Below are 22,867 nucleotides of genomic sequence, written 5' to 3' on the forward strand. Positions count from 1 at the left end.
CGCGGCGGCGATGCGCGCGCGCCAGGCCGGGTCCGGATCGATCACCAGCGCCACCGGCCGCGCCGGCGGCAGCACGGCCGCGGCGTCGCCGGTCGGCAGGTCGACATGGAATTCGGCGCCGTGGCCCGGCGTCGAGACCAGCCCGACCGTGCCGTGCATGCGCTCGACCAGCACCTGGGTGATGTGCAGGCCGAGCCCGGTGCCGGTGCCCACCCGCCGGTCGCGTTCGTCGGCCTGCGAGAACTTCTCGAAGATGCGAGCGCGGAAGGCTTCCGGGATGCCGCCGCCGTGGTCGCGCACGGCGATTCGCGCGCGCGTGCCGTCGGTGGCGCCGCGGATCTCCACGGCGCTGCCGGCCGGCGAATTCTTGATCGCGTTCGACAGCAGGTTCGCCATCACCTGCAGGAAGCGGTCCGGGTCGACCCAGACCTCGCAGCCGAACGGCGCGCCCACCCGCGTGAGCGTGACGCCGACGCGGCGCGCGTAGTCGAGGTTGGCGGCGAGCGCCTCGTCCACCAGCGTGTCGAGCGCGCAGGCGCGGCGCTGCAGCGTCATGCGATCGGCCTCGAGCTTGGCCACGTCGAGCACGTCGTCGATCAGGCGGCCGAGCCGTTCGCCGTTACGGCGCGCGATGTCGACCAGCTTCTGCGCGGGCGCCGGCAGCTCGCCCGCCGCGCCGCCGGCGAGCAGGTCGACCGCGCCCTTCACCGAGGTCAGCGGCGTGCGCAGTTCGTGGCTGACGGTGCTGAGGAAATCGTCCTTGAGGCGGTCGAGCCGGCGTTGCTCGGTCAGGTCGCGGATCACCAGCGAGACGCGCGGCCGCGCGCTGGTGCGCCAGCGGCTGATGCGGATGTCGGCCGGGAAGGTGTCGCCCGCGGGGCCGCGCACCAGCGCCTGGCAGGCGGCGGGCGGCGTGTCGGCGCGCAGCCGCTCGGCCAGCTCGGCGGGCAGCAGCGCGTCGAGCGGCGCGCCCTGGTCGGGCAGCGCGTCCAGCCCGAGCAGGGCGTAGCCGGCCGCGTTTGCGTCGCAGATGCGCAGGCCGTCCTCGATGGTCAGCACGGCGTCGCCGACATGGTCGAACAGCTCGCGATTGTGCGCGGCGAGATTCGCCACGCGCGCCTGCAGTTCGAGCACGTGGCCGATGTTGCGGATCTTCGCGGCCAGCAGCGCGCCGTCGACGGGTTTCACCAGGTAGTCGTCGGCGCCTTCCTCGACCGCGCGCACGAAGTGTTCGGCGCCATGCAGCGAGGACATCACCACGATCGGCAGCCAGGCGCGCTCGCGCATCGCGCGCAGGCGGCGGGTGGCCTCGAAGCCGTCCATGTCGGGCATCAGCAGGTCGAGCAGGACCAGGTCGACGTCGGTGGTCTCGACGATGCTCAGCGCGGCCGCGCCGCTGTCGGCCTCGAGCACGTGATGGCCGGAGGCGCGCACCTGCGAGGCGGTTTCCGCGCGGCTCGCGCCGATATCGTCGACGACGAGCACGCGCAGCGGATTGTCGGGGGCGGGAAGCGTGATCGGATCGGTCATCGTGACGGCGGGCGCCGGCGCGCGGCGCACCGCGATGCTGTGGGAGCGGATCGATTATGCCACCGCGCGATGACGGGCGCGGCGCGGTCGACCGGGAGGCCTCGGAAATCGATCAGGAATTCTGACGATGATCGTTTCGATGAATGCTTGAGCGTTCGGAATCTTGATGATCAGTAATGCGAATGAACAGGCTTGGAGCGGAGCAGGAAATGAAACTCGGCGGAGCGCATCGGACGCGATTGCCGCGCTTCATGCCGAATTCGGAATGGTGCATATAAAGCAATGGGAATTCGGGTAAATACGATGTCAGCCAATTTGTAATGCAATGGAAATTGCCGCACTGCAGTGCAGTCCAAATTGGTGCATCGCACGATTATCGTGCATATCTATTTCTCAAAAACAGATTTGTAATCTGCTTTACAAATAGATTAACGAGATTCGCGGGAAGCCTTGTCGGAAGGGGCTCGCCAAGGAATTGGAATAAACCCTCCAAATTTAGTGTGGGGTCATCAAATAAAGTTTGACGAGCGTTTTTTTTCTGCGATATCTTCTGCACCCAAGTCATGTCGCAAACCGGCGGCGAATCGCTGGACGGTCGATCACCGCCAGCCTGAGCGCCGTGCAGAAGCACCGAACGATGCCGCGATGGCGTCGATTCCGGCGCGCGACGGGCGACACAACACAGAGGTTCTGGCTTTTTGATCATTCGGGCAGCAGGGACCGGCGCTATCGATTTGGAATCCAAACGATATTGCGCGGGATCCGCTCCCCGGTTACGAGACGTCGGTTGCACCCGATCCGGGTGCAACCGGTTACCGGGCGCATCCCGTCCGGGGGGATTGATTTGACAATGAAAATTGAAGAGGGCCTCGCCGCGTCGAACAGCGGGCTGGCGCAACTCGGCCGTCCCCGCCAGTACGATGCCTCGCGCAAGCAGCCGGTCCGGCGCTACGCGGGGATCGCCATCGTGCTGCTGCTGCACGTCGTGCTGATCTACGCGCTGCTCAACGGCCTTGCCACCAAGGTCGTGCAGGTCATCCAGCACCCGATCGAAACCCGCATCATCGAGCCGGTCAAGCCGCCGCCTCCGCCGCCGATGCCGGTCGTCAAGCTGCCGCCGCCGAAATTCGCTCCGCCGCCGCCGCCGTTCGTGCCGCCCCCCGAGGTGCCGGTGCAGGCGCCGGTGCAGACGCCGATCGTCCACCAGGCCGCACCCGTGGTGTCCGCGCCCGTCACGGCGCCGCCGCCGGTGGCCGCGCCCGCGCCCAAGCCCGTCAGCCATGAAGTCGGCGTGGTGTGCCCGAACTCGGACCAGATCCGCGGCTCGATCCGCTATCCGCAGGCCGCGCAGGAAAACAACATCACCGGCGACGTGCTGATCGAATTCACGGTCGACGCGGACGGCAAGATCACCAACGAGCGGGTCGCGCAGTCGGCCGATTCCGATCTCGATCGCGCCGCCTTCAACGCGGTCAAGCAGTTCAAGTGCGTCGGGCAGGGGCAGCCGGTGCGCGTGCAGGTTCCCTTCTCGTTCAACCTGAACTGAGTTCATCAATCTGAAGCGGTGCCGGCGGGGCCGGCACCGGGCGGCGAAGCACGTGACGTGTTCGTCAGTACAACGAATCGACAGGAGTTGGGTATGGCCAAGCGTTCGATCGCCGCGCTCGCGGCAAGCATGATGATTTCCGCCACCGGGCTGCTTGCCCCCCTCGCCTTGCTGGCGCCGCAGGCTGCCTATGCGCAGTCGAGCGATGCCGCGGCCAGCTCGGCGCCGGCGGCCGCCCAGACGGCACCCGCCACCGAGGCCGCGCCGGCCGACGCGGTGCCGCCGCCGGCACCGGCCGCCACCGAGGCGGTCAGCAACCCCTACGGGCTCGGCGCGCTCTGGAAGGGCGGCGATTTCGTGGCGCGCTTCGTGCTGGTGCTGCTGGTCATCATGTCGATGGGCAGCTGGTACATCATGATCACCAAGTTCCTCGAGCAGCTGCGCGCCAACCGCCGCGCCAAGCACGCCGACGAACAGCTGTGGACCGCGCCGACCCTGGCCGAGGGCGTCAAGCTGCTCGACGAGGCTTCGCCGTTCCGCTTCCTGACCGAAACCGCCATCGAGGCGGGCGAGCATCACCAGGAGGCGCTGCTCGAGGCGGTCGACCGCAACACCTGGATCGACGCCTCGGTCGAGCGCGGCATCACCAATGTCTCGAACCGCATGCAGGACGGCCTGGCCTTCCTGGCCACGGTCGGTTCGACCGCTCCGTTCGTCGGCCTGTTCGGCACGGTGTGGGGGATCTACCACGCGCTGACGGCGATCGGTATCGCGGGCCAGGCCTCGATCGACAAGGTCGCCGGCCCGGTGGGCGAGGCGCTGATCATGACCGCGATCGGCCTGGCGGTGGCGGTGCCGGCGGTGCTCGGCTACAACTTCCTGGTCCGTCGCAACAAGTCGGTGATGGAGCGCGTGCGCAACTTCGGCGCCCAGCTGCACACCGTGGTGCTGGCAGGCGGCGGCAAGCGCGCGGTGCGCGCGCCGGCCGCCTCGCTCGGCCGCTGAGCGGAGATTCGCCATGGCCATGAGTGTCGGGCAGGAGGAAGGCGACGACGAGGTGATCGCCAATATCAACACCACGCCGCTGGTGGACGTGATGCTGGTGCTGCTGATCATCTTCCTGATCACGATCCCGGTGGTCACGCACACGATCCCGCTGCAGCTGCCCAAGGAAACCGTGCAGCCGCTGCAGACCAAGCCCAAGAGCATCGAGATCGCCGTGAACCGCGAAGGGCAGTATTTCTGGGGCGAGAAGCTGGTCGACAGCCCGACCCTGCTCGCCAAGCTGAAGGATGTATCGCAGATGAACCCGCAGCCCGACGTGCACGTGCGCGGCGACCAGGACACCCGCTACGAATTCATCGGGCGCCTGATCACCGACTGCGAACGGGCGGGGATCGCGAAAGTGTCCTTCATTACCGAGCCGCCGGCTCGCGGCTAGGAGCAGACGATGGGAATGAACGTTTCGCGCGGTGGCGGCGAGCCGGAAGTGATGGTGGACATCAACACCACGCCGCTGATCGACGTGATGCTGGTGCTGCTGATCATGCTGATCATCACCATCCCGATCCAGATGCACTCGGTGAAGATGGACCTGCCGGTCGGCAATCCGCCGCCGCCGGCCACGCCGCCGGAAGTGGTGCAGATCGACATCGACTTCGACGGCACCACCACCTGGAACGGCACCCTGGTGCCGAACCGCGCCGCGCTCGAGCAGAAGCTCTCGCAGGCCGCGGCCGAGCCGGTGCAGCCGGAGATCCATCTGCGGCCGAACAAGCTGGTGCCGTATCGCGACGTGGCGGGCGTGCTGGCCGCCGCGCAGCGCGTGGGCGCCACCAAGATCGGCCTGATCGGCAACGAACAGTACATGCAGTAACGAACCGGGTACCTCGATGATCGACCAACGGATGAAGCGCGCCGCGCTCGCGGCCGCGCTGGGGGTTCTTTTTGCCTGCGCATCGGGCATCTCGCACGCGGCCGACTCGCTGCGCCCCGAGATCGCCAAGCCGCTCGCGGCCGCGCAGGACCTCTATCGCGCCCACAAGTATCGCGACGCGCTCGGCAAGATCGCGCAGGCGCAGGCCGTGCCGAACAAGACGCCCTACGAGGCCGTGACGGTCGACGAGATGCGCGGCGCGGCCGCCATCGCCGCCGGCGACACCGGCACCGCGCAGCAGGCCTACGAGGCGGTGCTGGCCTCGGGCCACGCGGGCGCGGCCGACGAGCAGCGCACCGCCGCCACGCTGGCGGGCCTCTATTTCCAGCAGAAGAACTATGCCGCGGCGATCCGCACCGCGCAGCGCTACCAGAAGGCAGGCGGCAACGATCCGGACATGCGCACCCTGTTGCTGCAGTCCTACTACCTCTCGAACGACTGCAAGCAGGTGGTGGCCACCCTCAAGCCGGCGGTGGACGCCGACACGCGCGCCGGGCGCGTCACCGACGAAGGCTCGCTGCAGATGCTGGCCACCTGCGCGCAGCACGCCAACGACAGCGCGACCTATCTCTCGGCGCTGGAATCGCTGGCCATCCACCACCCGAACCCGGCCTACCAGACTCAACTGTTCAACGCGATCCGCACGCGGCCGGGCTACCTGTCATCGCTGGACCTCGACATCTACCGGCTGCGCCGTGCCACCAACAGCCTGGCGAGCGTCGACGACTACATGGAGATGACCCAGCTCGCGATCGTGGTCGGCTCGACCGCCGAAGGCAAGCAGGTGATCGACCAGGGCTTCGCCTCCGGCGTGCTGGGCCACGACGCCCAGGCCGACCGCGAGAAGCGCCTGCAGGCGCTGGCCGTCAAGCGGCTGACCGCGCCGCCCGACCCCGACAATCCGGTCAACCCGGTCGACGCCGGCCTGAACCTGGTGTTCGCCGGCAAGGGCGCCGAGGGCATCGCGCAGATCCGCCAGGCGATCGCCAAGGGCGGCCTGGCGCATCCGGATCTCGCGCAGCTGCGGCTCGGCGAGGCGTATTACGTGGCGGGCGACAAGGCCCATGCGGTGCAGGCGTTCCGGGCCGTCAACGGGAACGACGGGACGGCCGAGCTGGCGCGGCTGTGGACCCTCGTCGTGGCGAAATGAACAGCGATCTAACATGGTTCCGATCCTCGATGAATCGATGTCCGCGTCGGCGGCGATCGGCGGCCGGATCCGCGCGCTGCGGCAGCGGCTGAAGCTGACGCTGGACGAGGTGGCGGTGATGGCGGGCATCTCCAAGCCGTTCCTCTCGCAGGTCGAGCGCGGCCGCGCGACGCCCTCGCTGCAATCGCTGGTCGGCATCGCCCGCGCGCTCGGCGTGAGCATGCAGTACTTCGTCGAGGCGCCCACCGAGGCCAAGTCGGTCCGGCGCGCCGAGACGCTGCAGTTCTTCAGCTTCACGGATTCGGCCAATTCGTTCGCGCGGCTGACCAACCAGATGGACAGCCGCCAGCTCGACGCGGTGCTGGTGAAGATGCCGGTGGACCATGCCCAGTCCGCCGTGGCGTCGAATACGGGCGAGCAGTTCCTGTACGTGATACGCGGCGAGATCGCGCTGACCCTCGACGGTCGCACCTTCACGCTGAAGCAGGGAGACACCGCGCACTACGAGGCCAACGTCACGCATGCATGGCGCAACGTGGCGGCCGAGGAGTCGTGGATGGTCTGGGTCGGGACGCCGAGATTGTTCTGACCCGAACTGGCGGCGAGCAGGCGGCCGGCAGGGGGAAGCGGTAGGCAGCACATACAACAGCGGGCCCGTGCCACGGCTCGCGAACAGGCAGGCGGCACCGCGGAGGGCGCGGGGTCGCGACGACCCGGTCGATCGAACCGGTCGCGAAGCAGGCAGCTGTCGCTCAGGCAGTATCGTTCGCAGGACTAACAAATTGTAAGGATGCCGTCACGGATGCATCCGCTGCGGGCGACGCGGTAACACGCACTACACAGCAGGGAACCGGCAATAAAACAGGGTTTGGCAATCGGTGCCGAAACGCGTGCCGCGTCGGCGGCGAACGGAATTCATGAGATTCCGCGCGCGACGGGTGGGGTCTATTTGTTCAGCGAGAGGGGCAAGATGAAACAGAGAGTGTTGGCGATGGCCGTCAGGCAGATCGTCTGGGCGGAAATCGCATTGGCGGCGACGCTGGCAGTGCCGGCGTTCGCGCAGAGCCAGCCGGCGGCGGGGCCGGTTGCAGTGGCGGATGCCCTGGCATCCGGTCCGGCCATCAAGGTGGCGCAGGCGGATACGCCGTCCAGCGTGGGGGCCGCCACGGCCGACGCGCCGGCGGGCGCCTCGGGTACCGCCGCCACGGCGGCCGCGCCCGCGGGCGGCAACAAGGTGCAGCAGATCAAGCGCTTCGAGGTGACGGGTTCGCTGATCCGCAGCTCGGACAAGGTCGGCTTCAACCAGGTGCAGACCATCACGCCGAAGGAAATCACCAGCAGCGGCGCGACCACGGTGGCGGACTTCCTGCGCAATACCACCGCCAACTCGGCGAACAGCTGGGGCGAAGGCCAGAGCAGCAGCTTCGCGGCCGGCGCGGCCGGCATCGCGCTGCGCGGCCTGCCCGAGAAGTACACGCTGGTGCTGGTCGACGGCCAGCGCGTCGCGCCGTTCGCGTTCTTCTCGAACGCCGACGACTCCTTCTTCGACCTCAACACCCTGCCGCTCAACGCGATCGAGCGGATCGAAATCGTCAAGACCGGCGCCGTGTCGCAATACGGCTCGGACGCGATCGGCGGCGTGGTCAACATCATCACCAAGCACGACTTCCGCGGCGTGCAGCTCGACGGCAGCCTGGGCTCGGCGATCAATTCCGGCAACGGCGACGGCACCACCAAGTTCGGCATCCTGGCCGGCTTCGGCGACCTGAACGCCGACCGCTTCAACATCACGGCGGCGGCCAGCTACTACAAGTCCAACGGCTTCACGCTGGCGGACCGCGATTCGACCCGCAACCAGGACTTCACCGGCTTCCCCGGCGGCCTGTCGGTGCTGGCGCCCTCGTACTGGAACCTGCCGGGCGGCAACGCGCAGGCGCTCGCCGGCTGCCCGCCGGGCAGCGTCGTGCGGCCGGCCGGCACCAACTCGCTGGCGGCCACCAACGGCCTGGGCGGCACGGTCTGCGCGGCCAACACCGCCGAGAGCATGTCGATCCTGCCGATGACGGAGCGCCTGAACGCGAAGCTGCATGGCGACTTCAAGGTGGACGACAAGACCACCGCGTTCGGCGACTTCATGATCAGCAGCATCTCGTCGACCTCGAACCAGGGCACCCACACCGTCGGCAACCCGCAAGGTCCGGCGCTGGTCTGGAACCCGGTCACGCAGCAGCTCTCGCCGTTCAACACCATCGTCCCGACCAGCAACCCGTTCAACACCACGGGCGCGCCGTCGCAACTGACCTACTCGTTCCCGGAAGCGGTCGCGGAGAAGACCACCTCGACGTTCTGGCGGGCATCGACCGGCATCAAGGGCTCGTTCGGCCTGCCGATCGGCGGTGACTGGGATTGGGCGACCTCGCTGAGCCATTCGCAGAGCACGGTGTCCAACTCGTTCTCGAACGAGCTGAACGTCAATGCGCTGAACAACATCTACCAGAACGGCGCGCTCAATTTCGCGAACCCGGGTTCGACGCCGAACGGGCTGAACGGCCTGTTCCAGGACGCCAGCACCTTCGGGATCTCGAAGCTCGACACGATCGACGCGACGCTGTCCACGCCGACGCTGTTCCACCTGCCCACCGGCGATGTCGGCCTGGGTCTCGGCGCGCAGTTCACGCACCAGAGCGAATTCCTCGCGCCGGGCTCGGAATTCGCCGACGGCCTGGTGACTTCGCCGAACCTGCAGACGGTGAACGGCCAGCGCAACGTCGCGGCGGTCTATTACCAGTTGAACGTGCCGATCCTGAAGAACCTGACCTTCAGCCAGTCGGGCCGTTACGACCACTACTCGGACGTCGGCGGCGCGTTCTCGCCGCGCTTCGCCCTCCGCTACCAGCCGGCGCAGCAGCTGACCTTGTACACGTCGTATAGCCGCGGCTTCCGTGCCCCGACCTTCGTCGAGGACAGCGCCTCGCGCACCATCGGCAGCCAGGTCGATTCGGCAAGCGGCCAGAACTACACGTCGATCACGGTGGGCAATCCGAACATCGCGCCGGAGCACACCCGCAACCTGAACATCGGCTTCCAGCTCTCGCCGAGCCGCTACACCGATTTCAGCCTCGACTGGTACAAGATCCGCGTCGACAACGTGATCGGCCAGGGTACGCCGACGCAGATCGTCAACGATCCGAACACCGGCGCGCTGCTCTACAAGATCACGCCGTACACCAACCTGGGCTACCTCGACACCAACGGCTTCGAGTCGACCTTCCGCCAGGCGCTGCCGCTCAAGAGCTTCGGCACGCTGACGCTGTCGGGCGACTGGGCCTACGTGAAGAGCTTCAAGATCGGCCAGCCGGGCGCGGCCCCGGTGGACGGCGCGGGCAACAACTTCACGCTGACCCAGCCGTTCGGCGGCAGCTTCCCGCGCTGGCGCGGCAACACCACGCTGGACTGGAGCTACCACCGCTGGGATGCGGCGCTCACCTGGCTGTTCACCGGCCCGTACGCGCAGAACCTGATTCCGGCCCCGGCGCCGGCGAAGGTCGGCTCGTACAGCCAGTTCAACCTGATGGTGACCTACACCGGCTTCAAGAACTGGACCATCTACGGCGGTATCGACAACATCTTCAACCGCACGCCGCCGTATGACCCGATCTTCGCGAACGGTACGCTGAGCCAGACCGGTTACGACCAGTCGATCTACACGTACATCGGCCGCTTCGCCCAGATCGGCGCGACCTACAAGTTCTGAGGTCCGGCCTGACGGCCCGGGCTGGCGGCGGGCCGCCGCCTTCCGGTTGATGCCGGAGGCGGCGGCCGCGCGGTGGCCGCCAGCCCGGTTTCCCCTCTCCACCGTTGTTCGCGCCGGCCCGCGTCCGGCGCCTTCCACCAGCAGGATGACGATGAACCTTGTCACGTGGCGTCGGCCGCGCGGCGCCGGCCGGCGTCTTGCCGGCCGTCTCGCGCAGGCCCTCGCGTTCGCATGCGCCGCGTCGGCCGCCTGTCTCGCGCTGCCGTCCGTCGCGCTCGCCGTGCCGGCCATCGCGCAATACGATTCGCCGAAATACCCGCCCGACTTCACGCACTTCGACTACGCGGACCCGAACGCGCCGACCGACGGCACGCTCAACTTCGACAACTACGACGAAGCGCAGAGCTACGACTCGCTCAATCCCTTCCTGGTGCGCGGCTCGCCCGCACCGGACATGAAGAACCTGATGTTCGACACGCTGATGCAGCGCAGCTGGGACGAGCTCGCCTCCGAGTACCCGCTGATCGCCGACGACGTGGAGATCGCGCCCGACGGCCTGTCGGCGAGCTTCCACATCAATCCGGCCGCGCGCTTCTCCAACGGCGACCCGATCACCGCCGCCGACGTCAAGTATTCCTACGACACGCTGGCGAGCCCCCAGGCCTCGCCGTTGTTCAACGCGCAGTTCGAGATCATCAAGCGCGCCGAGGTGGTGGACGCGCACACGGTGCGTTTCGACTTCAAGCGCGCCGAGCGCTCGGCGCCGCTGATCGCGGGCGACCTGCCGGTGTTCTCGCCGAAGTGGGGCATGCGCGCCGACGGCACGCGCCCGCCCTTCGACCAGATCGTCGACGTGCCGCCGATCGGCAGCGGCGCCTACCGGATCGTCGCGCGCAAGAACGACCGCTCGATCGTCTACGAGCGCGATCCGCACTACTGGGCCGCCAACCTGCCCTCGCGACGCGGCATGTACCGCTTCCGCCAGGTGACGTTCAAGCTCTACCTCGACCAGTACACCATGCTCGAGGCCTTCAAGGCCGGCGATATCGACGCGCGCATGGAATACAGCTCGACGCAGTGGGCGCGCCGCTACATCGGCAAGAACTTCGACAACGGGCTGCTCAAGAAGGGCGAGTTCCCGGACGGCCCGGCGCAGATGCAGGGCTTCCTGTTGAACCTGCGCAAGCCGATGTTCCAGGACGTGCGGGTGCGCCATGCGCTGGCGCTCGCCTTCGACTACGACTGGATGAACCGGATGATGTTCTACGGCCAGTACCGCCGTACCAACAGCTTCTGGGCCGCCAGCCCGTTCGCCGCGAGCGGCATGCCGAGCCAGAAGGAGCTGGCCCTGTTGGAGCCGTTCCGCAAGGACCTGCCGCCCGAGGTGTTCGGCCCGATGGTCCAGCAGCCGAACACGATCCCGCCGAACTCGCTGCGCGACAACCTCAAGGAGGCGCGCGCGCTGCTCGAGCAGGCCGGCTGGCACTACCGGGACGGCGCGCTGCGCGACGCCAACGGCAATCCGATGACGATCGAGATCATCGACGACCAGCCCGGCATGGACCGGCTGATCCTGCCGTATTCGCAGGCGCTCTCGCTGCTGGGCATCCACGCCTGGCTGCACGAGCTCGACAGCGCGGTGTACCAGAAGCGGCTCGACAACTTCGAGTACGACATGACGACCTACATCTACGCGCCGGTGACCATCCCGGGCGCCGAGCTGACCCGCCGCTTCGGCAGCGCGGCCGCCTCGCAGGTCGGCTCGGAGAACTACCCGGGCGTCAAGTCGAAGGCGGTCGACGCGCTGATCCGCGCGGCGCTGGCCGCCAATACGCTGGACGACCTGGAGACGGCCACCCACGCGCTCGATCGCGTGCTGATCAACCTCTACATCCTGGTGCCGCAGTACTACCTGCCGAACGCGCGTATCGGCTACAAGGTCACGCTGGGCCATCCCAAGACGGTTCCGCTGTCCTACCTGTACGAGGACTGGATCATCGACTACTGGTATCGCAAGGCACCGGCAGCCGGCAACACGACCCCCGCCGCGGCCGCGGCGGGCGGCAAGGAGTAAACCGATGCTCGCCTATATCCTGAGACGCCTGCTGCTGATGATCCCGACCATCATCGGCGTGGTGACGATCACCTTCGTGGTCACCCAGTTCGTGCCGGGCGGCCCGGTCGAGCAGGTGCTCACGCAACTGCGCCACGGCAGCACGCGCGGCGGCGAGGCCGGCGGCGGGGGTGGCGGCTATCACGGCAGCCAGGGCGTCGACCCGCAACAGATCGAGCAGATCAAGAAGCAGTTCGGCTTCGACAAGCCGCCGCTCACGCGCTATTTCCTGATGCTGCGCAGCTACGCCAGCTTCGATCTCGGCCAGTCCTACTTCGCGCATCGCAGCGTGTGGGCGGTGATCCGCTCCAAGCTGCCGGTGTCGATCACGCTCGGCCTCTGGACCGTGCTGCTCACCTACCTGATCTCGGTGCCGCTGGGCATCGCCAAGGCGGTGCGCAACGGCTCGCGCTTCGACGCCGTGACCTCGGTGATGGTGCTGGCTGGCTACGCGATCCCCGGCTTCGTGCTGGGCGTGCTGCTGCTGATGCTGTTCGGCGGCGGCACCTTCTGGCAACTGTTCCCGATGCGCGGCATCACCTCGGACAACTTCGACGAGCTGAGCGCGATCGGCAAGCTGCTCGATTATCTGTGGCACATCGTGCTGCCCGTCACGGCGGCCGTGATCGGCAACTTCGCGATCGTCACGATCCTGACCAAGAACACCTTCCTGGAGGAAATCGGCCGGCAATACGTGCTGACCGCCCGCGCCAAGGGCGCGCCCGAGCGCGACGTGCTGTGGAAGCACGTGCTGCGCAACGCCGCGATCCCGCTCGTCACGGGCCTGCCCGCCGCCTTCGTGGGCGCCTTCCTGAACGGCAACCTGCTGATCGAGACGCTGTTCTCGCTCGACGGCATGGGCCAGCTTTCCTACGACTCGGTGATCCGCCGCGATTACCCGGTCGTGCTCGGCTCGCTGTTCCTGTTCACGCTGATCGGCCTCGTCACCAAACTCATCGCTGATGTCTGCTATGTCCTCGTCGACCCCCGCATCCAATTCTCCCGCCTGGACCACTGATCCGACGGCCGGCCTGCAGGCGTCGCCGTCGCCGTGGCGGCGCACCTGGCTGCGCTTCCGGCGCCAGCCGCTCGGCTACTGGAGCTTCGTGATCTTCACGGCGCTGTTCGTGATCAGCCTGTTCGCCGACGTGCTCTCGAACGACCGGCCGCTGGTGGTGCGCTACGACGGGCACTACTACTTCCCGATCGTGAAGGAATACCCCGAGACGCTGTTCGGCGGCGATTTCCCCGCCAAGACCAACTATCTCGATCCGTACATCCAGAAGCGCCTCGAGGGCAACGGCAATTTCGTGATCTATCCGCCCAGCCGCTACCGCTACGACACGATCGACTACTTCGCGAAGAACCCGTATCCGGCCAAGCCCTCGTCGAGCAACTGGCTGGGCACCGACCAGTTCGGCCGCGACGTGCTCGCGCGCCTGCTGTACGGCTTCCGGCTCTCGGTGCTGATGGCCTTCGCGCTGACCATCTCGGGCGTGGTGGTCGGGGTCTTCACGGGCGCGGTGCAGGGCTTCTACGGCGGGCGCACCGACCTGATCGGCCAGCGCCTGATCGAGATCTGGAGCTCGATGCCCGACCTCTACCTGCTGATCATCTTCGCCTCGATCTTCAACCCCTCGCTGTGGCTGCTGTTCATCCTGCTCTCGATGTTCGGCTGGCTGGTGCTGTCCGACTACGTGCGCGCCGAGTTCCTGCGCAACCGCGCGCTCGACTACGTGAAGGCCGCGCGCACCATGGGCCTGACCAATGCGCAGATCATCTGGCGCCACGTGCTGCCCAACAGCCTGACGCCGGTGATCACCTTCCTGCCGTTCCGCATGAGCGCGGCGATCCTCTCGCTGACCAGCCTGGACTTCCTCGGCCTGGGCGTGCCGCCGCCCACGCCGAGCCTGGGCGAGCTGCTGCAGGAGGGCAAGAACAACCTCGATGCCTGGTGGATCTCGATCTCGGCCTTCGCGGCCCTGGTGGTCACCCTGCTGCTGCTGACCTTCATGGGCGACGCGCTGCGCAACGCGCTCGACACGCGTGCCCGCGGCTCGGCCTTCGGCGGGGGCAAGTGAGATGACGCCAATCCAGTCCAGGCAGTCCAATCCGTCCCAGGAAAGGCCGCTGCTGAGCATCGAGGATTTTTCCGCCAGCTTCGGCGGCCGCGCCGCGGTGCAGACGCTGTCGCTGTCGATCGCGCGCGGCGAACGCGTCGCGCTGGTCGGCGAATCGGGTTCGGGCAAGAGCGTGACCGCGCTGTCCATCCTGCGCCTGGTGCGCGACGCCGAGCTGTCTGGGCGCATGCTGTTCGACGGCGAGGACCTGCTGGCCAAGAGCGAGCAGCAGATGCGCGGGATCCGCGGCGCCGACATCGCGATGGTGTTCCAGGAGCCGATGACGGCGCTCAACCCGCTCTACACGGTCGGCAAGCAGATCGCCGAGAGCCTGCGGCTGCACGAGGGCCTGCGGCCCGGCGCGGCGCGCGAGCGCGGCATCGAACTGCTGCGCCGCACCGGGATTCCCGAGCCGGAGCGGCGCATCGACAGCTTCCCGCACCAGCTTTCGGGCGGCCAGCGCCAGCGCGCCATGATCGCCATGGCGCTGGCCTGCCGGCCGCGCCTGCTGCTGGCCGACGAGCCCACCACCGCGCTCGACGTGACGGTGCGCCAGCAGATCGTCGATTTGCTGATCGAGCTGCAGGAGCAGGAGGCGGCCACGCGCGGCATGGCGGTGCTGCTGATCACCCACGACCTGAACCTGGTGCGCCGCTTCGCGCAGCGCGTGGCGGTGATGGAGAAGGGCGTGCTGGTCGAGACCAACCAGACCGCCGCGCTGTTTGCCAACCCGCAACACCCCTACACGCAGCGGCTGCTCGACAGCGAGCCGGTGCGCGAGGTCGAGCCGGTGCCGGCCGACGCGCGGCCGATCCTCGAGGTGCGCGACGTGGCGGTCGACTACCGCACCGCCGCCAAGGGGCTGCGCTCGCTGTTCGGCAAGACGCGCTTTCGCGCCGTGCACGAGGTGGCGCTGACGCTGCGCCGCGGCGAGACGATCGGCATCGTCGGCGAATCGGGCTCCGGCAAGTCGACCCTGGCGGCCACCGTGCTCGGCTTGCAGCAGCCGGCGGCCGGCGCCATCGAGATCGACGGGCTGCCGCTCGCCCAGGTGCGCGGCTCGCGCGGCAAGCGCGAACTCTACGGCCGCATGCAAGTGGTGTTCCAGGACCCGTTCGGCTCGCTGTCGCCGCGCATGACGGTCGAGCAGATCGTCGGCGAGGGGCTGGCCCTGCACCGGCCGGACATGACGGCGAGCGCAAGGCGTGGCAGAATTGCCGCGCTGCTCGACGAGGTCGGCCTGCCGGCCGAGGCGATGCTACGGTATCCGCATGAATTCTCCGGCGGGCAGCGGCAGCGGATCGCGATCGCCCGTGCCCTGGCGGTCGAACCCGAGTTGCTGGTGCTCGACGAGCCGACCAGCGCGCTCGATGTATCGATCCAGAAGCAGGTACTGAAGCTGTTGACGAATCTGCAGAAGAAGTACCGGTTGAGCTATCTGTTCATCACCCACGACCTGGCCGTGATGCGCGCGATGGCGCACCGGGTGATCGTGATGAAGGCGGGACGCGTGGTGGAATCGGGCGATGCGCTCGACGTGCTGAACGCGCCCTCGCACGCTTATACACAAGCGCTGCTCGCGTCGTCGATGCTCTCGACGGCCGCGGCGGCCGAAGAGAGAGCCAATGATTGACGAACGCTGGGCCGAGGCCGCCCGCGGCCTGCGCGGCGATGCCGATTTCTGGTCGCTGCGCATCGTCGACGAGCGGACCGACGAGCACGAGGTCCGCAACGACGTCGCCCAACCGCTCAAGCGCACGCTGGATCGCGGCGCGATGCTGACCGCCTGGTGCGGCGCCGGGGCCGGCTACGCGGCTACCCCGGACCTGTCGCCTGCGGGCCTGCAGGCCGCGCTCGACGCTGCGATCGCACGCGCGAAGGCCGCGGCGCGCTGGTCCCTGATCGACCATCGCGACGTGGCGCGGCCGGCCCGCGGCGGCAGCTTCGTCTCGCCCGGCGTGGGCGCGGCGCTGCCCACGCGCGCCGACTGGCTGGCACGGCTCGCCCACGAATGCGCGGCCGCCGCGATCGACCCCCGCATCGTCGAGCGCACCGCCAGCGTGATGCTGATCGAGACCGACCAGCTCTACCTGACCAGCGACGGCATCCGCATCGACCAGCGCTTCGCCTTCGTCACCCCCGAACTGACCGCGGTCGCGCATGCTGACGGCGAGACCGAGACGCGTTCGCTCGGCGGTGGACGCGGGATGCTCTCGCAGGGCGGCCTGGCGGTGTTCGAGGCCAGCGGCTTCGCCGGCGCCGGCGCGCGCGTGGCCGACGAGGCGCTGCAGCTGCTGGCCGCGCCGAACTGCCCGTCCGGGCCGCGCGACCTGCTGCTGATGCCCGACCAGATGATGCTGCAGATCCACGAATCGATCGGCCATCCGCTCGAGCTCGACCGGATCCTCGGCGACGAGCGCAACTTCGCGGGCTGGAGCTTCGTCAAGCCCGAGATGTTCGGCAGCTACCAATACGGCTCGGCCCTGCTCAACGTCAGCTTCGACCCGGAACTGCCCGGCGAGGCCGCCTCCTATGCCTACGACGACGACGGCACGCCCGCCGCCAAGGCCTACCTGATCCGCCAGGGCATCCTCGAGCGCCCGCTGGGCGGCGCGCTCTCGGCGCAGCGCGCCGGGCTGCCCGGCGTCGCGAACAGCCGCGCCTCGAACTGGAACCGCGCGCCGATCGACCGGATGGCGAACCTCAACATCGAGCCCGGCGACGCCTCGCTCGAGCAACTGATCGCCGGCACCGAGCGCGGCATCCTGATGCGCACCAATACCTCCTGGTCGATCGACGATCACCGCAACAAATTCCAGTTCGGCTGCGAGTTCGGCCAGCTGATCGAGAACGGCCGGCTCACCCAGGTGGTGCGCAAGCCGAACTATCGGGGGATCTCGGCGAACTTCTGGCGCAGCCTGCGCGCCGTGGGCGATGCCAGCACCTTCCGCGTGCACGGCACGCCGTATTGCGGCAAGGGCGAGCCGGCCCAGGTGATCCGCGTCGGCCATGCCTCGCCGGCTTGCGTGTTCGCCGACGTCGACGTGTTCGGAGGCGCGTGATGACCGGATTCGCCACCGCTTCCACGTCCGCCATCATCGACTGGCGGACGCATTTCGACCGGCTCGCCGACGAGGCCGACGCGCTGCGCGCGCCCGGCGAGACCATCCTGCTGTGGTTCGCCGCCGAGCATTCCGATTTCGTGCGCTTCAACACGGGCCGCATCCGCCAGACTGGCCGCGTGCTGCAGGGCAAGCTGAGCCTGCGGCTGGTGCAGGGCGCCCGCCAGGCTTCGGTCGAGCAGACCGCCAGCGGCGACTGGGCGAGCGACCGCGCCGCGCTGGCCGACTCGCTGGCCGCGCTGCGTGAGGCCTTGCGCGATGCGCCCGACGATCCGCACCTGCTGTTCGATACCAGCAGCTGGACGCGCACCACGCGACGCAGCGGCCGCGTGCCCGACGCCGATGCGCTGGCCGCCCGCGTGGCCGAGGCCGCGCAAGGGCTCGACTTCGTCGGCGCCCATGCCGGCGGCACGATCGCGCGCGGTTTCGCCTCGTCGACGGGCAGCCGCGGCTGGCACGAGGTCGAGAACTTCAATTTCAGCTGGTCGCTGTATGACAAGAGCGGGCGCGCCATCAAGTCGGTCTATGCCGGCGACGACTGGCGCGACGAGGTGTTCGCCGCCAAGGTCGAGGAAGCGGCCGCGCGCCTGCCGGTGATCGCGCGTACGCCGAAGTCGCTGGCGCCGGGACGCTATCGCACCTGGTTCGAGCCCTCGGCCGTCAGCGAGATGGTCGAGCTGGCCGCTGGCTGGGCAGGCTTCTCGGCCCGCGCGCAACGCAGCGCGCGCGGCGCGCTGCAGCGGCTCTACGAGGGCGAGGTCGCGCTCGATCCGCGCATCTCGATCACCGAGGATTTCTCGCTCGGCCTGGCGCCGGCCTTCAGCGCCGACGGCTACCTGCGCGAGAGCGTGCCGCTGGTGGCGGCCGGGCGCGGCGTCGGCCAACTGGTCGACGCGCGTACCGCGCGCGAATACGGGCTGGTGCCGAACGGCGCCTCGTCCGCCGAGGTGCCCGAGTCGCTGTCGATCGCCGGCGGCGACCTGGCCGATGCCGAGGTGCTCGCCGCGCTCGGCACCGGCTTGTATGTCGGCAACCTCTGGTATCTCAACTTCTCGGATCGCAGCCACTGCCGGATGACTGGCATGACGCGCTTCGCCACCTTCTGGGTGGAGGATGGCGAGATCGTCGCGCCGGTCGAGGCGATGCGCTTCGACGACAGCTTCTACAGCCTGTTCGGCGGCGAGCTGGAGCGCCTCGGCGCCCAGCCGCAGACGCTGCTCAACAACAGCACCTGGGGCGAACGCGCCACCGGTGGCCTCAGCGTGCCGGGCATGCTGGTGCGCAGCTTCGCGCTGACGCTGTGACGCTCGCCGCGATCGAGCCCGCCATGACGACCGTGCGCGCCCTGCAAGCCGAGGATGCCGAGGCGCTGCACGCGCTGCTGTCGCGGCCGGGCGTGGCCACCTGGCGCCTGGAGGCGCCGCATCGCACGCTGGAATGGCGGCGCGACTGGCTCGGCAAGCTGGTGGCGCAGCGGCACGGGTTCGGCGCCTGGGCCGACGGCGCGCTGGTCGGCTTCGGCGAACTGGCACCGCAGCGGCTGCGTCGCAATCACGTGGGCATTCTCGACCTGGCGCTGCACGACGCGCTGCCCGGCGACGCGGTCGGCCGCGCGCTGGTCGAGGCGATGCTGAACTTCGCCGATCGCTGGCTCGGCCTGCGCCGGCTCGAGATCGACCTGCATGCCGATCACGCCGCCGCGCTCGCGCTGTTTGGCCATTACGGCTTCGAGACCGAAGGCTTCCGGCGCGGCGCCGCCTTGCGCGAGGGCATGCTGGTCGACCTGCGGATGATGGCGCGGCTGGTGGATGCCTTGCCGGTGGCCGCGCCCTTCAATCCGGCGGGGCAGCCATGAGCGGATCGAATCCCGTCACGTCGGCCGCCGCGCCGGAATCGACCGTGCCGGCAAGCCCGGCCGACACCGTGATCCTGCGCCCCTACGAACCGGCCGACGCGGCCGCCGTCGCGACGATCCACCAGCAGCCGGTCTCGCTGCGCTACACGCTGGCCATGCCCTTCCGCCCGGCGGAGGTGGTCGGCAACTGGCACGCGCCGCTGGTGAGCGGCGCCGGCCAGGGTTTCGCGCTGTGCGCGGTGATCGACGGCCGCGTGGTCGGCCATCTCGCGCTGTTCGTGCATCCGCCGCCGCGCTCGCACGGCGCCAGCTTCGGCATCGCCGTGCACGACGCCTACGCGGGCCGCGGCATCGGCGCCCGGCTGATGCAGGCGATGCTCGACACCGCCGATCGCGAACTCGGCCTGCGCCGCATCGAGCTGAACGTGTTCGCCGACAACACGCGCGCGATCGCGCTCTACGAGCGTTTCGGCTTCGTCACCGAGGCGTTCTTCCGTGCCCATGCGATCCGCGACGGCGAGCTGGCCGACGGGCTGCTGATGGCGCGCCTGGTGGCGGCACCGGCGCTCGCGCCGCCGGGCGGCTGAGGGGAGGTCGATGCCGTCGTTCTTCATCGATCGTCCCGTGTTCGCCTGGATCGTCGCGCTGGCGATCGTGGTGGCCGGGCTGCTGGCGATCCCGCAGCTGCCGGTCGCGCAGTACCCGCGCCTGGCGCCGCCGCGCGTGGTGGTATCGGCCATCTATCCCGGCGCGGCGCCGGAAACCGTCGACGAGGACGTGGCCAGCATCATCGAGGAGAGCCTCGACGGCATCGACAATCTCCAGTTCTACGAAACCAACAGCGACAACCACGGCAACCTCGAGATCGACGTCACCTTCGCGCCGGGCACCAATCCCGACATCGCCGTGGTCGACGTGCAGAACCGCCTCAAGCAGGTCGAGCCGCGGCTGCCGCAGCAGGTGGTGCAGCAGGGCATCAGCGTGTTCAAGGCGGCCAACACCTTCCTGATGCTGGTCACGCTGGCCTCGAAGGACGGCCAGCAGGATTCCACCTCGCTGGGCGACTTCCTCACCCGCAACCTGCTGCGCGAGATCAAGCGCGTGCCCGGCGTCGGCTCGGCCCAGCTGTGGGACGCGGACGTGGCGCTGCGGATCTGGCTCGACCCCGACAAGCTGCGCGAGTTCGGGCTCGGCGCCGACGACGTGATCACCGCGGTGGGCGCGCAGAACGTGGCGGTGACGGCCGGCGCGATCGGCGATGCGCCCTTCGAGCCCGGCCAGCAGATGACCGCCTCGGTGATCGTGAAGGGGCAACTGGCCTCGCCGGCCGAGTTCGGCCGGATCGTGCTGAAGGCCAAGCCCGACGGCTCGGCGGTGCGCCTGGCCGATGTCGCGCGCATCGAGATCGGCCGCGACGACTATTCCTACTGGTCGCGCCTGAACGGCAAGCCGGCCGCGGCGGTCGGCGTGCAGCTCGGGCCGCGCGGCAATGCGCTGGACACCTCGAACGCGATCCGCGAGCGGATCGGCGAGCTGTCGCGGCGCCTGCCGGCCGGCGCGCAGATCCGCGTGCCCTTCGACGGCGCCCACTTCGTGCAGATCGCCATCGACGAGGTGGTGCTGACCCTCGTCGAGGCGGTGGTGCTGGTGTTCCTGGTGATGTGGGTGTTCCTGCGGGGGCTGCGCTACACGCTGGTGCCCACCGTGGTGATCCCGGTCACGCTGATGGGCGCCTTCGTGGCGATGTGGATCTTCGGCCTGTCGATCAACGTGTTCACCATGTTCGGCCTGGTGCTGGCGATCGGCATCCTGGTCGACGACGCGATCGTGGTGGTGGAGAGCGTGCACCGCATCATGGAGGACGAGGGGCTGTCGCCGCGCGAGGCCACGCGCCGCGCCATGAAGCGCATCAGCGGCGCGATCGTCGGCGTGACCGCGGTGCTGACCGCCGTGTTCGTGCCGATGGCCTTCTTCCCCGGCGGCGTGGGCGGCATCTACCGGCAGTTCTCGATCGCGATGATCGCCTCGATGGGCGTGTCCTCCTTCGTCGCGCTGTCGCTCACGCCGGCGCTGTGCGCGAGCCTGCTCAAGCCGATCGGGCCGGGGCAGGCGCAGCGGCAGGGCGCCGCCGCGGCGCGTGCGCGGCGCGTGCCGGCGCTCGCCACGCGCGCGGCCGATGCATTCGCGCGCCTGTTCGACCGGCTCGGCGAGCGCTATCGCCGGGTGGTGGCTTTCACCATCGACCGGCCGCGCCCGATGCTGCTGCTGTACGCGGCCCTGGTGGCGCTGTGCGCGCTGATGGCCTGGGCCATCCCGGGCGGCTTCCTGCCTTCCGAGGATCGCGGGCAACTGCAGGTGATGATCCAGCTGCCTGCCGGCGCCACCCAGTCGCGCACGCTGGCGGTGGTCGAGCGTGTCGAGGCGGTGCTGGCGCGCGAGCACGCGGTGGCCAACGTGACCAGCGTGATCGGCTGGAGCTTCACCGGCAGCGGCCAGAACATCGCGATGGGCTTTGTCGAGCTGGCCGACTGGGCGCATCGCGACGTGGACGCGATGGCGCTGCGCGACCGCCTCAACGGCGAGTTCTCGAAGATCATCGAGGCCGACATCGACGTCTCGCTGCCGCCCTCGGTGCCGGGCCTGGGCCACGGCGACGGCTTCACCTTCCGGCTGGAGGATCGCGGCGGCGTGGGGCTCGACGCGCTGAAGGCGGCGCGCAAGCAACTGGTGGAGGCGGCGCGCGCCGATCCGCGGCTCGCCTCGATCCGCACCGAGGACCAGCCCGACGGCCCGCGCGTCGAGCTCGACATCGACCGCGCCAAGGCCTATGCGCTGGGGGTGCCCTTCGAGCGGCTGTCCAGCCTGCTGGGCGGCACCTTCGGCTCGAACTACGTCAACGACTTCCCGGCCAATGGCCGGATGCGCCGGGTGATCGTCGAGGCCGACTCGAGCGCGCGGATGTCCGACGATGCGCTGATGTCGCTGATGGTGCCCAATACGACGGGCCAGATGGTGCCGCTCTCGGCGATCGCCTCGCGGCGCTGGAGCCTGGGCCCGGTCTCGCTGTCGCGCTTCAACGGCTATCCCTCGCTCGACGTGAGCGGGCGCTCGGCGCCGGGCGTGAGCTCGGGCGCGGCGATGGCCGAAATGGAGCGACTGGCCGCGGCGCTGCCGAGCGGGATCGGCTACGACTGGGTGGACGCGGCGCGCGAGGAGCGCATCGCCGCGCGGCAGACGCCGCTCTTGATCGGCCTGTCGGTGCTGGCCGTGTTCATGGTGCTGGCCGCGCTCTACGAGAGCTGGACCGTGCCGTTCGCGGTGCTGACCATCCTGCCGCTGGGCGCGGCCGGCGCGCTGGCCGCGGCGCTCGCGCGCGGGTTGCCCAACGATGTCTATTTCAAGGTCGGGCTGATCACCGTGATCGGGCTGGCCGCCAAGAACGCGATCCTGATCGTGCAGTTCGCGCGCGATGCCTACCGGCACGGCGCCAGCCTGCGCGAGGCGGTGCTCGACGCGGCGGCGCTGCGCTTCCGGCCGATCGTGATGACCTCGATGGCCTTCCTGCTCGGCGTGGTGCCGCTGGTGATCGCCACCGGCGCGGGCGCCGAGAGCCGCCGCTCGATCGGCACCGGCGCGTTCGGCGGGGTGCTGGCGGCGACGCTGTTCGGGCTGGTGTTCGCGCCGCTCGCGTACCGGCTGGTGGCCGTGCTCGGCAGCGAGCGGCGGCGCGCGGGCGGCGCG

17 protein-coding genes are annotated in these 22,867 nt (G+C 69.0%); 16 read left to right on the top strand and 1 reads right to left on the bottom strand.

All coding sequences use genetic code 11. The features are described 5' to 3' along the window. Positions 1–1,530 (bottom strand): ATP-binding protein (locus tag F3J18_RS25880; RefSeq protein WP_166914967.1); only part of this gene is annotated, 1,530 nt, incomplete at its 3' end. Positions 1,531–2,380: 850 nt separating this feature from the next. On the opposite strand from F3J18_RS25880, the gene F3J18_RS25885 reads away from it, so the two are divergent. The 16 genes from F3J18_RS25885 to F3J18_RS25960 form a co-directional block, all read left to right on the top strand. Next, positions 2,381–3,076, top strand: coding sequence for an energy transducer TonB (locus F3J18_RS25885; protein ID WP_025100483.1), 696 nt, complete (start codon positions 2,381–2,383; stop codon positions 3,074–3,076). 93 nt (positions 3,077–3,169) lie between these two features. Then, positions 3,170–4,081: a MotA/TolQ/ExbB proton channel family protein gene (locus tag F3J18_RS25890; RefSeq protein ID WP_166914969.1), complete on the top strand. Its 912-nt coding sequence runs from the start codon at positions 3,170–3,172 to the stop codon at positions 4,079–4,081. 13 nt (positions 4,082–4,094) lie between these two features. Beyond that, positions 4,095–4,517, top strand: a complete 423-nt coding sequence (locus F3J18_RS25895) for a biopolymer transporter ExbD (RefSeq protein WP_025100481.1) — start codon at positions 4,095–4,097, stop codon at positions 4,515–4,517. Positions 4,518–4,526: 9 nt separating this feature from the next. Then, on the top strand, positions 4,527–4,952 hold the full coding sequence (locus tag F3J18_RS25900) for a biopolymer transporter ExbD (protein WP_013691704.1): 426 nt from the start codon (positions 4,527–4,529) through the stop codon (positions 4,950–4,952). A gap of 16 nt (positions 4,953–4,968) precedes the next feature. After that, entirely contained in the window at positions 4,969–6,162 is a 1,194-nt protein-coding gene (locus F3J18_RS25905; RefSeq protein WP_025100480.1) for a tetratricopeptide repeat protein, read from the top strand. Positions 6,163–6,175: 13 nt separating this feature from the next. Next, positions 6,176–6,751, top strand: a complete 576-nt coding sequence (locus tag F3J18_RS25910) for an XRE family transcriptional regulator (protein WP_025100479.1) — start codon at positions 6,176–6,178, stop codon at positions 6,749–6,751. A gap of 381 nt (positions 6,752–7,132) precedes the next feature. After that, a complete protein-coding gene (locus F3J18_RS25915; protein WP_025100478.1) occupies positions 7,133–9,916 on the top strand; it encodes a TonB-dependent receptor in 2,784 nt (927 codons plus the stop codon). Between the two features lie 151 nt (positions 9,917–10,067). Continuing rightward, a complete protein-coding gene (locus tag F3J18_RS25920) occupies positions 10,068–11,990 on the top strand; it encodes an extracellular solute-binding protein (protein ID WP_166914971.1) in 1,923 nt (640 codons plus the stop codon). 4 nt (positions 11,991–11,994) lie between these two features. Next, positions 11,995–13,047 carry an ABC transporter permease subunit gene (locus F3J18_RS25925; protein WP_025100476.1) on the top strand — a complete coding sequence of 351 codons (1,053 nt, stop codon included), beginning with the start codon at positions 11,995–11,997 and terminating at the stop codon, positions 13,045–13,047. After that, positions 13,001–14,110 carry an ABC transporter permease gene (locus F3J18_RS25930; RefSeq protein ID WP_025100475.1) on the top strand — a complete coding sequence of 370 codons (1,110 nt, stop codon included), beginning with the start codon at positions 13,001–13,003 and terminating at the stop codon, positions 14,108–14,110. The genes F3J18_RS25925 and F3J18_RS25930 overlap by 47 nt, the downstream gene beginning before the upstream one ends. A 1-nt stretch (position 14,111) precedes the next feature. Continuing rightward, on the top strand, positions 14,112–15,782 hold the full coding sequence (locus F3J18_RS25935; RefSeq protein WP_051598363.1) for a dipeptide ABC transporter ATP-binding protein: 1,671 nt from the start codon (positions 14,112–14,114) through the stop codon (positions 15,780–15,782). Next, a complete protein-coding gene (locus F3J18_RS25940; protein WP_025100473.1) occupies positions 15,775–17,211 on the top strand; it encodes a TldD/PmbA family protein in 1,437 nt (478 codons plus the stop codon). The genes F3J18_RS25935 and F3J18_RS25940 overlap by 8 nt, the downstream gene beginning before the upstream one ends. After that, the gene (locus F3J18_RS25945) at positions 17,211–18,575 is read left to right on the top strand and encodes a metallopeptidase TldD-related protein (protein WP_166914973.1); all 1,365 of its coding nucleotides are present in this window, start codon (positions 17,211–17,213) and stop codon (positions 18,573–18,575) included. The genes F3J18_RS25940 and F3J18_RS25945 overlap by 1 nt, the downstream gene beginning before the upstream one ends. Positions 18,576–18,598: 23 nt before the next feature. Then, on the top strand, positions 18,599–19,126 hold the full coding sequence (locus F3J18_RS25950) for a GNAT family N-acetyltransferase (protein ID WP_205195578.1): 528 nt from the start codon (positions 18,599–18,601) through the stop codon (positions 19,124–19,126). Then, a complete protein-coding gene (locus F3J18_RS25955; protein WP_025100470.1) occupies positions 19,123–19,713 on the top strand; it encodes a GNAT family N-acetyltransferase in 591 nt (196 codons plus the stop codon). The genes F3J18_RS25950 and F3J18_RS25955 overlap by 4 nt, the downstream gene beginning before the upstream one ends. 10 nt (positions 19,714–19,723) lie before the next feature. After that, positions 19,724–22,867 (top strand): multidrug efflux RND transporter permease subunit (locus F3J18_RS25960; protein WP_166914977.1); only part of this gene is annotated, 3,144 nt, incomplete at its 3' end.

This window comes from Burkholderia sp. Ax-1720 (assembly GCF_011753035.1).
Taxonomy (GTDB): domain Bacteria; phylum Pseudomonadota; class Gammaproteobacteria; order Burkholderiales; family Burkholderiaceae; genus Burkholderia; species Burkholderia gladioli.